At 71.2% G+C, this 12,391-nt stretch carries 13 protein-coding genes; 11 read left to right on the top strand and 2 right to left on the bottom strand.

Going from position 1 to position 12,391, the window contains the following annotated elements; all coding sequences use genetic code 11:
* Nucleotides 1–17: 17 nt before the first annotated feature.
* On the bottom strand, nt 18–920 hold the full coding sequence (locus tag BO221_RS11305) for a TIGR01777 family oxidoreductase (RefSeq protein WP_073560433.1): 903 nt from the start codon (nt 918–920) through the stop codon (nt 18–20).
* The gene (locus BO221_RS11300) at nt 917–1,471 is read right to left on the bottom strand and encodes a peroxiredoxin (RefSeq protein WP_073560432.1); all 555 of its coding nucleotides are present in this window, start codon (nt 1,469–1,471) and stop codon (nt 917–919) included. Before BO221_RS11300 ends, BO221_RS11305 begins: the two co-directional genes overlap by 4 nt.
* A 113-nt stretch (nt 1,472–1,584) precedes the next feature.
* Between BO221_RS11300 and BO221_RS11295 the strand changes: the two genes are divergently transcribed.
* From BO221_RS11295 to BO221_RS57300, 11 genes are read left to right on the top strand one after another with little or no spacing between them, the layout of a single operon-like run.
* Nucleotides 1,585–2,670, top strand: a complete 1,086-nt coding sequence (locus BO221_RS11295) for a polyprenyl synthetase family protein (protein WP_073560431.1) — start codon at nt 1,585–1,587, stop codon at nt 2,668–2,670.
* Nucleotides 2,671–2,683: 13 nt separating this feature from the next.
* Complete coding sequence (locus BO221_RS11290) at nt 2,684–4,228, top strand: NAD(P)/FAD-dependent oxidoreductase (RefSeq protein ID WP_073560430.1); 1,545 nt, start codon at nt 2,684–2,686, stop codon at nt 4,226–4,228.
* On the top strand, nt 4,225–5,250 hold the full coding sequence (locus BO221_RS11285; RefSeq protein ID WP_073560429.1) for a phytoene/squalene synthase family protein: 1,026 nt from the start codon (nt 4,225–4,227) through the stop codon (nt 5,248–5,250). Before BO221_RS11290 ends, BO221_RS11285 begins: the two co-directional genes overlap by 4 nt.
* Nucleotides 5,247–6,569 carry a hydroxymethylglutaryl-CoA reductase, degradative gene (locus BO221_RS11280; protein ID WP_073560428.1) on the top strand — a complete coding sequence of 441 codons (1,323 nt, stop codon included), beginning with the start codon at nt 5,247–5,249 and terminating at the stop codon, nt 6,567–6,569. Before BO221_RS11285 ends, BO221_RS11280 begins: the two co-directional genes overlap by 4 nt.
* Entirely contained in the window at nt 6,566–8,023 is a 1,458-nt protein-coding gene (locus BO221_RS11275) for an NAD(P)/FAD-dependent oxidoreductase (protein WP_073560427.1), read from the top strand. The genes BO221_RS11280 and BO221_RS11275 overlap by 4 nt, the downstream gene beginning before the upstream one ends.
* Nucleotides 8,020–8,997 (top strand): carotenoid 1,2-hydratase, encoded by a 978-nt coding sequence (locus tag BO221_RS11270; protein ID WP_198956098.1) that lies wholly within the window; start codon nt 8,020–8,022, stop codon nt 8,995–8,997. The genes BO221_RS11275 and BO221_RS11270 overlap by 4 nt, the downstream gene beginning before the upstream one ends.
* Entirely contained in the window at nt 8,994–10,130 is a 1,137-nt protein-coding gene (locus tag BO221_RS11265; protein ID WP_073560425.1) for a glycosyltransferase family 2 protein, read from the top strand. The genes BO221_RS11270 and BO221_RS11265 overlap by 4 nt, the downstream gene beginning before the upstream one ends.
* Nucleotides 10,127–10,510: a lycopene cyclase domain-containing protein gene (locus tag BO221_RS11260; protein WP_073560424.1), complete on the top strand. Its 384-nt coding sequence runs from the start codon at nt 10,127–10,129 to the stop codon at nt 10,508–10,510. Before BO221_RS11265 ends, BO221_RS11260 begins: the two co-directional genes overlap by 4 nt.
* Nucleotides 10,507–10,854: a lycopene cyclase domain-containing protein gene (locus BO221_RS11255; protein WP_073560423.1), complete on the top strand. Its 348-nt coding sequence runs from the start codon at nt 10,507–10,509 to the stop codon at nt 10,852–10,854. Before BO221_RS11260 ends, BO221_RS11255 begins: the two co-directional genes overlap by 4 nt.
* Nucleotides 10,851–11,534 carry a lysophospholipid acyltransferase family protein gene (locus BO221_RS11250; protein WP_073560422.1) on the top strand — a complete coding sequence of 228 codons (684 nt, stop codon included), beginning with the start codon at nt 10,851–10,853 and terminating at the stop codon, nt 11,532–11,534. Before BO221_RS11255 ends, BO221_RS11250 begins: the two co-directional genes overlap by 4 nt.
* The gene (locus tag BO221_RS57300) at nt 11,531–12,391 is read left to right on the top strand and encodes a MerR family transcriptional regulator (protein WP_073560421.1); all 861 of its coding nucleotides are present in this window, start codon (nt 11,531–11,533) and stop codon (nt 12,389–12,391) included. Before BO221_RS11250 ends, BO221_RS57300 begins: the two co-directional genes overlap by 4 nt.

The following is a 12,391-nucleotide window of genomic DNA, read 5'->3' as shown; positions in this document are numbered from 1 at the left end:
AACGTGAAGCCGCGCCCTCACCCCAGCATCGCGCGGAGGGCGCCGGTCAGCTCGGGGTGCTGGAAGCGGTAGCCGGCCTCGAGCGCACGCCGGGGCAGGACCCGCTGGCCTCCCAGCACCGCCTCGGACATCTCCCCCATCACCACCTTCAGCGCGAAGCCGGGCACCGGCAGCACCGCCGGCCGGTGGAGCACCGCCCCCAGGGCCCGCGCGAAGTCCGCGTTCGTCACCGGCTCCGGCGCCGTCACGTTCAGCGGGCCCTTCAGCTCCGGGTTCTCCAGCGCGAAGAGCAGCAGGCCCAGCGTGTCCTCGCGGTCCACCCAGCTCATGTACTGCCGCCCCGAGCCCATCCTCCCACCCACGCCCAGGCGGAAGAGGGGCAGCACCTGCTGGAGCGCGCCGCCCTCCGGGTGCACCACCACGCCGATGCGCGCCGTCACCGTGCGGATGCCCGCCGTGGCCGCCTGCTGGGCCTCGGCCTCCCAATCCCGGCACACCCGCGCGAGGAAGTCGTCCCCGGGCGCGCTGCTCTCCGTGAGTGGCTCCGCGCCCCGATCTCCGTAGTAGCCGATGGCCGAGGCCGACACGAAGTGCCGCACCGTGCCCGCCGCCCGCATGGCCTCCACCAGCAACCGCGTCCCCACCACCCGGCTGTCATGGATGCGCTGGCGCGCGCTCTCCGTCCACCGCTGTGCCACCGGCTCGCCCGCCAGGTTCACCACCGCCTCGGCTCCTCCCAGGGCCTCCGGGGACAGGGGCGTGGCCGCGTCGAAGAAGGAGCCGCCCACCCCCTGGGGCAGCTTGCCCAGCGTGCGCTCCACGTTCCTCGCCAGCACGTGAACGGTGTGGCCCCTCTCCATCAACCGCTGGACGAAGAGCGGGCCGAGGAAACCACTGGCTCCGGTGACGGCGACTTTCATGGGTGGCTCTCCTCGGGAATCTCCCGGCCGAGCAGGGCGCCGAGTGTCTGGAAGAAGGCCTTCTGATCCTCTTCCTTCATGCGGCCGGAGTAGCGGTAGACGAGCGCCCCCTGACTGTCCAGCAGCAACACCGAGGAGGTCTTGGTGGGCAGGTTCCACGGCGCCGCCCCCAGGGTGCCCTTCAGGTCCACCAGGATGGGAATGCCCCACTTCTTCTCCTCGTCGCGCACGTGGGACAAGGCGATGCCCCGAGCGGGGAAGAAGTTGAACGACTCCAGGTTGGCCACCGCCACCACGGACGCCGCGTCCAACAGCCCCAGTTCCCGGCCCTTCGAGAAGAGGGCCTCCTTCAAGGACGAGTTGAGTGTCGTGGAGTGGCGATCCTCATAAAAAAGAATGACGGGTTTTCCCCGCCAGCTGGAGAGCGCCACTTCCTTTCCGTTGGAGCCCCGCAAGGTTGCATCCATCGGTCCAACCTGTGGCTCGGCGGCGAGCGATGGATTCACGGCCAACAAAGCCGCCGTCAGCATGCCAGCAATCCGTGCAGTCATCGGGGCCTCCTGTGAACGAAGCTTGTACGAACCTTGAACATAGCCTTGACAGAATGTGGACACAAAGGTTACCTCCTACACAGAGGTCACCCATCCGCCGGGAGGTAGGTTGCATGGGGCTCACGCCCTTCATCTCTGCAGCGCCCATGCCGGCTCCCTCGGTGGAGCAGGCGTGGCTGCAGTTGGTGCGGGCCCGGGTGGATGCGTCGCTGGCGGAACTGTTGGAGCTGCCGGACGAGGCCAGGTTGGACATTCGTTGGACGGAAGCCCTGGGCTACGTCCGCGAGTACGTGTTGCGCCCCACCTGGAGGATGCGGCCGGCGTTGCTGCTGGCGGGCTATTGCCTGGCGCGCGGCTCGGCGTCCGTGCCGGCGGGCTTGTGGCGCTTCGCCGCGGGGCTGGAGCTGCTGCATGCCTGCGCGGCCATCCATGACGACGCGGCGGAGCAGTCGGTGCTGCGGCGCGGAGGGTTGACGCTGCACCACCTGCTGGCACCGGGCGCCACCGGCCAGCACCTGTCCGTGGTGGTGGGAGACCACCTCTACGCTCGCGCCATGGAGACGCTGCTGGGCTCGGAGCTGCCGGGCGCCACGCAGGCCAGCCAGTACTTCCTGAAGCTGTGCCGCTACTCGGCGGTGGGGCGCTACGCGGAGCTGGAGCGGGGCGGTGCGTTCCTGGGCCCCGGCGGCGTGCTCCGGACCTGGCGCCTGGCGCGTCTGCGGATGGTGCGCGAGGGGCTGGCGCCGGCCCTGGTGTGCGGGGCGATGCTGGCCGGGGCGGACGCGGAGCTGCGGCTGCGGTTCGCGCGCGTGGGTTGCCACATGGGGTTGGCCCACGAGCTGCGCGAGGAGTTGAGGGGCCTCTTCGGAGAGGCGCGAGGGGCCGTCCAGGCTCCGCGGTGCGACTTCCTCCGGGGCCGGCGGACCTTTCCGGTGGCGGCGGCCTGGTCCCGGGCACTGCCCGAGGCGCGCCGGGAGCTGGAGGCGCTGTGGAGCCTGCCCGCCGAGCGGAGGGATGAGCTCGCGCTCGGGCGGGTGCGCCGGCTGGTGGAGGAGAGCGGGGGGCGGAGCGCCACCGAGCATCTGGTGACACGGGCCTCGCACGGCGCGGTGCACGCGCTCGCGGAGCTGCCCAACCCCAATGGCCTGCGTGAGCTGGTGCAGGCCCTCATCGGCCAGCTGGCACACCGCATCGTTTGAGAGGAGCCGTACCGTGAGCAGTGGCAAGCGACAGGCGGTGGTGGTGGGCGCGGGCGTCGGCGGGCTCGCGGCGGCGGCGCGGCTGGCCCACCAGGGCTTCGACGTCCAGCTCTTCGAGAAGACGGACGGCCCCGGCGGGCGCTGCAACCGCCTCCAGGTGGACGGCTTCACCTGGGACATCGGCCCCACCATCGTCCTCATGCCCGAGGTGTTCCAGGAGACGTTCGCCTCGCTCGGCCGGCGCCTGGAGGACTACCTCACGCTCGTGCGGTGTGACCCGAACTACCGCATCCACTACCGCGACGGCTCGGCCATCACCTTCACCTCCGAGCTGTGCGCCATGGGGCGCGAGCTGGAGCGGATAGAGCCCGGCAGCTACGCGCGCTACCTCGCCTTCCTCGCCCAGGGCCGCACCCAGTACCGTACCAGCCTGGATCATCTGGTGGGCCGCAACTACGCGGGCATCTCCGACTACTTCGCGCCCTCGGTGCTGAAGAAGATTTTTCAAGTGCGCGCCCACCGCCGCATGTACGCGGACGTCAGCCGCTTCTTCCAGGACGAGCGCCTGCGCGCGGCGATGACCTTCCAGACGATGTACCTGGGCGTGTCGCCCTTCGCCTCGCCGGCGGTGTACGGGCTGCTGCCCTTCACGGAGCTGGGCGTGGGCGTGTGGTTCCCCAAGGGGGGCCTGTATGCGATTCCCCTCGCGCTGGAGAAGGTGGCGCGCGAGGAGGGTGTACGGCTGCACTACGGCACACCCGTCAAGCGCATCCTCACCGGGGGCTCGCGCGCGGTGGGCGTGGAGCTCGAGGACGGGCAGGTGGTGAAGGCGGACGTGGTTCTGTGTAACGCGGATCTCCCCTACGCGTACGAGAAGCTGCTGGATCCGGGCGTCACCCGGCTCAAGCGCGCGGAGAAGCTTCGCTACACGTCCAGCGGATACATGCTCTACCTGGGACTCAAGCGCCGGTACGAGGGGCTCCACCACCACAACGTGGTGTTCGGCCGCGACTACAAGGGCTCGTTCGACGACATCTTCGAGCGCTTCCGCGTGCCCGAGGACCCCAGCTTCTACGTCAACGCACCGGCGCATACGGACCCGAGCCTGGCGCCGCCGGGCAAGGACGCGCTCTACATCCTGGTGCCGGTGCCGCATCAGCACCCGGGGCTGGACTGGAAGGTGGAGGGCCCGAAGGTGAGGGCCAAGGTGTTCCGGCGCCTGGCCGAGCTGGGCTACCCGGAGCTGGAGCGGGACATCGAGGTGGAGCGCGTCTACACGCCGGATGACTGGGCGGCCACCTTCAACCTGGCCCGGGGCAGCGCCTTCGGGCTGGCGCAGAATTTCTTCCAGATTGGCCCCTTCCGCCCCGCGAACCAGGATGCACGGGTGCGGAACCTGTTCTTCGTGGGGGCCTCCACGCAGCCGGGCACCGGGCTTCCCACGGTGCTCATTTCGGCGCGGCTGGCCGTGGAACGCATCCTGGCGTGGTCGGGAGCGGCGGATGTGGTGACGGAGCCCGGAAGTGACGGACGCGCAGCAATCGAGGAGGCGGCATGAGGAAGTCCGACAACACCCTGGTGACACGTGGTTACGAGATGGCGGAGCGCGTGACGCGTCATCACGCCAAGAGCTTCTTCTTCGCTTCCTTCATGCTTTTCGGAATGCGGCGCAAGGCGGCGTTCGCCCTCTATGCCTACTGCCGGCGCTTGGACGACATGGTGGACGTGGCGGACGGCGCGGACCGGGGCGCGGTGCCCGAGGACCTGGGCGAGCGGCTGATACGTGCGCGCCGGGCCGTGGCCGAGCTCTTCGTGGACGTGCCGGAGCTGGGAGACCCGCGCATGCCTCCGCCCGCCACGCGCGCCAGCGGTGGTGATGGCCCGTGGGATCCCTCCGAGTTCGCCGCCCTGCAGGACGTCATCCGCCGCTTCCGCGTCCCCGAGCAGCCCATGCAGGACCTCATCTCCGGCATGGAGATGGATCTGACGCAGCGCCGCTACGAGAGCTGGGCCGAGCTGGACCTGTACTGCTACCGGGTGGCCGGCGTGGTGGGGCTGATGATGGCGCCCATGCTCGGGTGCTCGGCGGAGTGGGCACTCGGGCCGGCGGCGGACCTGGGCCGCGCCATGCAGCTCACCAACATCCTCCGGGACGTGAAGGAGGACCTGGACCGAGACCGCGTCTACCTGCCGCTGGAGGAGCTGGCGGCCTTCGGCCTCACGGTGGACGACCTGCGCGCGGGCGTGGTGGATGACCGGTGGCGCGGCTTCATGCGCTTCCAGATCGACCGGGCGCGCGCGTACTACTCGCGGGCGGCGGCGGGCATCCCCGCGCTCACCGGCTTCGGCTGCCAGCGCATGGTGAAGCTGATGGGCTCCATCTACGGGGACATTTTGCGCGTCATCGAGGAGAACGACTACGACGTCTTCCAGGGCCGGCTGTCGGTGCCGGGCAAGCGCAAGCTGGCGTTGGCTTCCACCATCCTGGTGCGGCCGGCGGCGGTGCTGCCCGCGCCGCAGACGCCCGAGGTGTCGGTGCCCCTGCTGCCCACGGGGGTCACCACGGGAGTGCGGTTATGAGCGACGACAAGGTACAGACGTTGAAGGTGAAGCGCTCCTCGCGCCTGTCGGGTTTCTACCGGCAGACGCCGGAGAGCCGCCGGACACGGCTGGTGGAGTCGCGCTGGCTGGCGCCGGAGGAGGCCGAGGCGTGCGCGGGGCTGGGCGGCTTCGACGAGGCCTGCGCGGACGCCATGGTGGAGAACGTCATCGGCCTGCACGGCCTGCCGCTGGGCCTGGCGCTCAACTTCGTGGTGAACGGGCAGGACCGGCTGGTGCCCATGTCGGTGGAGGAGCCCTCCATCATCGCCGCGGCCAGCTACGCCGCGCGCCTGTGCGCCGAGGGCGGTGGCTTCTCCGTGTCGTGGGACGAGCCCATCACCACCGCCCAGGTGCAGCTGCTGGAGGTGCCCGTGCTGGCCAACGCCGAGGCCGTGCTGCGCGCCCACGCGGCGGAGCTGCTGGCCGAGGCCAACGCGGGGATGGGCGCCATGTGCGCCCGGGGCGGCGGGGCGCGGGAGCTGGAGGTGCGCGTGCTGGACGCCACCACGCTCGTCGTCCACGTGCATGTGGATACCCGGGACGCCATGGGGGCCAACCTCGTCAACGGCCTGGCCGAGCGGATGGCTCCCCGGCTCGCGGCCCTCTCGGGCGGCCGGGTGGGGTTGAAGATCCTCACCAACCTGGCGGATCGCCGGAAGGTGTACGTGCGCGCGACGGTGCCAGCGGCGGCGCTGGTCTCCGAGGGTTTTACCGAGGGCGAGGCGGTGCGCGACGCCATCCTCGAGGCCCAGTCGTTCGCGGAGATGGATCCATACCGGGCCGTCACCCACAATAAGGGTGTGATGAACGGAGTGGACGCGGTGCTGGTGGCATGCGGCAACGACTGGCGCGCGGTGGAAGCGGGGGCGCACGCGTACGCGGCGCGCTCGGGCGTGTACCGGCCGCTCACCGCGTGGAAGAAGGGCCCGGCGGGCGAGCTGGTGGGCCTGCTGGAGATGCCCCTGGCCACGTCCACGGTGGGCGGCGCGGCGCGTACCCATCCGGGCGTGCAGCGGGCACTGAAGCTGGCGCGGGTGACGAGCGCGGTGGACCTGGCCGGAGTGGCAGCGGCGGCGGGACTGGCCACCAACCTGGCGGCGCTCAAGGCGCTGTCCACCGAGGGCATCCAGAAGGGCCACATGGCGCTGCACGCTCGGCGCGTGGCCGCGGAGGCGGGCGCCCAGGGCGAGCTGGTGGAGATCGTCGCCGAGCGTCTGGCGCGTGAGCGCGTCTACCGGCCGGAGCGAGCACGGGAGATCCTCGCCGAGGAGGTCCGGCGGAAGGGGGCCTCGAGATGAAGACGATGCGTGTCGCGGTGGTGGGCGGCGGAATCGGAGGGCTGACGGCCGCCGGGCTCCTGGCGAAGGAGGGCCACGACGTCACGCTCTTCGAGGGCAGCCCTACCCTCGGAGGAAAGGCGCAGTGCGTGCGGGTGGATGGGCTCCGGCTGGACACCGGACCCACGCTGCTCACGCTGCCGGACGTGGTCAAGGGGCTGTTCGAGCGGCTGGGCGGGGCGGACCTGTTGCCGCCCATCGCCGAGCTGGAGCCCCAGTGCACCTACCGCTTCGCGGACGGGTGCGGCTTCGTGGCGTACAGGGACCTCGAGCGCACGGCGCAGAGCGCGGGCGAGCTACGGTCCAGTGAGCGGCGTGGGGTGTTCGGCTTCTACGAGGAGGCCGAGGCCATCTGGCGCGCCGCGGGCGAGCCGTACCTGGAGGCGCCCTTCGAGGGCATGGCCGGCTTCATGGCGCGGGTGGCGCGGCGGGGCGTGACGGCGATGGCCAAGGGGATGAAGCTGGCCACGCTGGACGAGCTGGCGCGGGCCCACTTCAAGACGGACCACATGCAGCAGTTCGTGGGCCGCTTCGCCACGTACGCGGGGGCCTCGCCGTACGAGGCGAGCGCGGCCTACGCCCTCATCCCCCACATCGAGCGCGCGTATGGCGTGCACCACGTGCGGGGTGGCATCGGCGCGCTGGTGGACGCGCTGGGCGCGGCGGTGAAACGCCAGGGCGTGAAGGTGCACCTCAACGCGCGGGTGGGCTACAAGCGCGACGCGCGGGGGTACCTCGTGGGGCCTCCGGGCGGAGAGGCGCGCTTCGACTCGGTGGTGGTGAACGCGGACCCGCTGGACAAACTGGGGCGGGAAAGCGAGCCGCTGTCGCTGTCGGGCTACGTGCTGCTGCTGGAGGTGGACGGCCGCCCCGCGCTGCCTCACCACACGGTGCTCTTCGGCCGGGACTACCGCCGCGAGTTCGACGAGCTCTTCGGGGGCCAGCTGGCCGATGATCCGACGGTGTATTTCTGCAACCCCTCGGCGTCGGATCCGACGGTGGCGCCGCCGGACAAGACGGGGCTCTTCGTCATGGTGAATGCCCCGGCGCTGCCGCGCGAGCCGGCCGCGTCTGAGCGGGCGGCGGCCGCGTGGGAGCTGCAGGCCGAGCGGGTGAAGACACAGATGTTCGACAAGTTGCTGGCGCACTACCCGGAGCTGCGCGGGCGCATGCGGGTGGTGGGGCAGCGCACGCCGGTGGATCTGGCGGCCCTGGGCGCGCCGGGTGGCTCCATCTACGGCTTCCTGCCGCACGGGAAGTTCGGTCCCTTCCGCCGTCCGCGCATCCGGGGCGGGACGCCGGGGCTCTTCTTCGCGGGTGGAGGCACGCACCCGGGCGGCGGGGTTCCACTGGTGATGCTGTCGGGCCGCTTCGCCGCGGAGATGGCGTCCGAGCACCTGCGGAGGAGCGCATGAGGCGGATGGAACTCGCCATCCCCGTTTCGCCGGAGGGGTACGCGTGGCGGGACGCGCTGCCGGCGCCGCCGGGCACCTCGGGGGCGTACCGTTGGTTCTACGCCGACGTGACGGCGGGCGAGTACAGCGCGGTGTGCATCTTCATGATGGGCTCGCTCTTCTCTCCGCGCTACTCGGCGGGGGTGAAGCGGGGCGCGCTGCCGTTGGAGCACTGCGCGGTGAACTTCGCGCTGTACCACCGGAGCACGAACCGGCGCTGGGTGTTGAGCGAGTACCCGCATGCGGCGGTGGAGGTGCAGCGGGATGGCCGGGCGCTGCGCATCGGCCGCTCGCTGCTGGAGTACGGGCTGGACGGCACGGTGCGCATGGAGGTGGACGAGCGGTGCGCGCCCTTCGGTGGGCCGGTGCGAGCGCGGCTGGAGCTGGAGCCGCAGGTGACGGCGGCGGAGGAGGTGCAGCTGGTGCCGGGGCTGCCGCACTACTGGCGGGCGCTGGCGCCCCGGGCGAAGGCGCGGCTGGAGGTGTCCTCCGAGGGCGTGGTGGCGGAGGGAATCGGCTACCACGACACCAACCATGGCGAGGAGTTGCTGGGCGCGCGGCTGCCGGGGTGGCACTGGGCGCGGGTGCACGGCCCGGAGGAGACGGTGGTGGACTACCACCTGCCGGGCGGAGTGGCGCCGCTGCGGGTGACGGCGGGCGCGCTGGGCACGAAGTCCGAGCGCAGGCCGCTGCTGGCGGAGGCGCGGGACACGCGCCTGACGGGGTGGGGCCTGCGTGTGCCATCGCGGCTGTACGCGGGCAACGAGGCCGTGGGCGAGCCGAGACTGCTGGAGTCCTCGCCCTTCTACGCGCGGGTGGAGGCGCGGCGGGACGGGCTGGACGTGATGGGGGAGGTGGCGGACTTCCGCCGGTTCCACTCGCCCTTCATCCGCTGGATGGCGCACTTCCGCACGCGCGTGGAGCGCGGGACATGAATGCGCTGGAGGCCATGGGCCTGGGCTGGGTGGTGCTGGCGGGAGGCTTCAGCGCGGTGGCGCTGGGACGCCTGCTGAGCCAGCGCCGCCGCGCGCCGGGGTCCACGCGGGTGCCGGTGTTGCTGCTGCGGCCGGTGGACGTGCCCACGGAGCGGGAGCTGGAGAACCTGTCGAGGCCCATCGGCTACGAGGGGCCGCTGACGCACGTGGTGCTCTCGCCGCAGCGGCCGCGGCTGCCCGAGGACGTGCAGTGGCTGCGGAGCGATCCGGTGGCGCCGAACCGGAAGGTGGGACACCTGCTGTACGCGCTGGAGAAGCTGCCGCGGGACGGGCGGGTGGTACTGGTGGTGGACGCGGACGTGGCGGTGACGGGCGAGCTGGTGGAAGGCCTGGCGGCGCCGGTAGCGGCGGGGGCGGCGCTGAGCACGGCGGCGCCGACGCCGGTGGGCGAGCGGGCGTTGGCGGACCGGGCGGTGGCGGGGCTGCTGCGCCGCACGCACCACAGCTTCCGGGCGCTGCACGTGATGAGCGCGGGGGCGAGGGCGGTGTGCGGCAAGGCGCTCGGGTTGAGCGACCGGGCGGTGGAAGAGCTGCGGGCGCTGGAGGATCACATCGGCGAGGACCTGGAGCTCTCCAAGCGGTTGCACGCGAAGGGCCTCGAGGTGGAGCTGTGCGAAGTACCGGCGGTGGTGCCGATGGCGCCGGGGACGTGGAGCGCGGCGCTGGAGCGCTTCACGAGGTGGATGCAGGTGCTGAGCAGCCACCGTCCAGGGCTGTATCCGACGGTGCCACTGCTCTTCACTCCGACGTGGCCGTTGTTGGCACTAGGCCTGTTCACGGGCTCGGTGTGGCTGCTCGTGGGAGTCGCGGGTCTCCTGACGGTGAGAACCCTCCTCTCCTGGCGCCTGACCGTACTCACTTCCCCTCTCCCCCCGGGAGAGGGACGGGGTGAGGGTGCCGGGTTCACCTCTCCGTCCCCGTTGCTGTGGGACTGGCTGTTGGGCGAGGCGCTGTTGCTCGCCGCGTTCATGACTTCTCTCGTGCGGCCGTCGCGGGTGACGTGGAGGGGCCGCACCTACGAATTGCATTCCGGTGGCCGGATGTCGCCGGAGCTCGGTGGAGGCCGGGGATGACGTACGCACGTTTCCTGGGACTGTTCGTGGTCCTGCCGATTCTCTTCCTGCTGGTGCGCTACCGGCGCACGCTGACGCCGCGGGGGCTGGCGCCCATGGGGGTGTTGCTGGTGGTGGTCTACGCGGCGACGTCGCCGTGGGACAACCTGGCGGTGAAGTGGGGCCTGTGGGGTTTCAAGCCGGAGCTCATCTGGGGCATCAAGCTGGGCTACCTGCCGCTGGAGGAGTACCTCTTCTTCGGGCTGCAGACGGTGCTGGTGGGCCTGTGGGCGCGCGCGAGGCTGCTCCGGGTGCTGGAGGCGTCCGAGCCCCAGCGGCGTCCGGCCGGGAGTACGGAAGCACCGAAGCAGCCACTGGACGCCGAGGAGGTGGCGTCATGATGGAGTCGCGCTGGGCGTACATGATCCACCTGTTTGCGTGGGCGGTGCCCTTCATCGTGCTGCAGCTGGGGTTTCTGGTGCACCACTTCCGGAGCCGCACGTGGGCGGTGCTGCGCGCGGTGCTGCCGCCGGCGCTGATAGTGGGGACGTACCTGGCGGTGGCGGACCACCTGGCCATCCGCGTGGGCATCTGGAATTTCGGTGAGGGAAAGCACCTGGGCGTGTACGTGGCCGGGGTGCCGTTGGAGGAGATCTTCTTCTTCCTGCTGACGAGCGTGATGGTGTCGCTCGGGCTGACGCTCTTCACGGTGCTTCTCTCGCGGCGGGAGGCGCGAGCGCCGTGATACGCGCGGCGAAGGGAGGGCTCTTCGGGTGGGTGCTCGACGGGTACGTGGGGTGGAAGTTCCGGTCGGCGTTCCGGGGCTTGTGGGTGCGCGGGCAGTTGCCGGGAGGAGAGGGGGCGCGGCTGGTGTACGCGAACCACTCCAACTGGTGGGACGGCTTCGTGCTGCACCAGGTGGGGCAGGCGGCGGGCTGGGACACGTACTGCGTGATGGAGGAGCGGAACCTGGAGCGCTACCGTTTCCTGTCGAGGCTGGGCGCCTTCAGCATCCGCCGGGGCGAGGCGGCCTCGTCGCTGGAGACGCTGCGCTACGCGCGTGAGCTGCTGGGAAGGCCGGGAGCCGCGGTGTGCATCTTCCCGGAGGGCGGGCTGCGCCCCTTCGGGGTGCTGCCGTTGAAGCTGGAGCGCGGGGTGGAGCTGCTGGCGCGGGTGGGGCAGGTGGAGTGCGTGCCGCTGGCCATCCGCTACGCCTTCTTCGAGCACGAGCGGCCGGACGTATTGGTGGAGGTGGGAGCGCCGCACGGGGCGGGAGCGCTGGCGCGCTTCCAGTCGGAGCTGGAGGGCTCGGTGCGCCGGCTCTCCGGGGTGACGGGCCTGGAGGGCTTCACGCGGGTGGTGTCGGGAGGGCTGGGGGTGGCGGAGCGCTGGGACGCGGTGCGGGGGAGGGCGCCCTCGGCATGACGTTGCGCATCCGGACCATCGCCCGGCTGACGGGCATTCGCGAGGCCACGCTGCGGGCGTGGGAGCGGCGCTATGGCTTTCCGCGCCCGCACCGCACGGAGAGCAACTACCGCGTCTACTCTCGGGAAGAGGTGGAGAACATCCACCGGGTGGCGAAGCTCATCTCCGAGGGCCTGTCGGTGAGCGAGGCCATTGCCCAGGTGCGCTCGGTGCCGGTGGCGGAGCTGCCGGTGCGCGAGCGGCTGGAGGAGCGTTTCTGGTCGGCGGTGATGGTGTTGAACGGGGAAGCGGCGGACCGGGTGCTGGGCGAGGCGCAGGCGGCCATGGCGGTGGAGCCCTACGTGGACACCGTGCTCATGCCGCTGCTGCGGGAGATGGAGCATCGGCTGGACATCGCACGGGAGCACCTGGCCTCGGCGCTCATCCGCCAGCGGCTGCGGACGCTGCTGCTGGCGGAGGACTCCCGGCCGGGAGGCCCCCGGGTGCTACTGGCCTGTCCGGAACGTGACATGCACGAGGGCGGGTTGCTGGCACTGGGCCTGCACCTCAAGCGCAGGGGCTGGCAGGTGACGTTTCTGGGAGCGGACACACCGGCCGAGGCCCTGCGGGGGGCATGTGTGCAGTTGAATCCGGACGTGGTGGCGCTCTCGTGCGTGAGGAGACGGGAGGCGGACGAGCTGCGGCAGGTGTTGCAGAGCGCGGTGGAGGCGTGTGCTCCGGCGATGGTAGTAGTAGGGGGGCAGGGCGCGCGCGAGCACCTGAAGGTCATCTTCGGCTCGGGAGCACAGTACGCGGAGTCCACGGAGGAGCTGGTGGCCCTCTGGCAGCAGGCGCGCGGCGCGTCGAACCGCACCTGA

The organism is Archangium sp. Cb G35, from assembly GCF_001896145.1.
Classification (GTDB): Bacteria; Myxococcota; Myxococcia; order Myxococcales; family Myxococcaceae; genus Archangium; species Archangium violaceum.
This window is presented reverse-complemented; position numbering and strand designations above follow the sequence as displayed.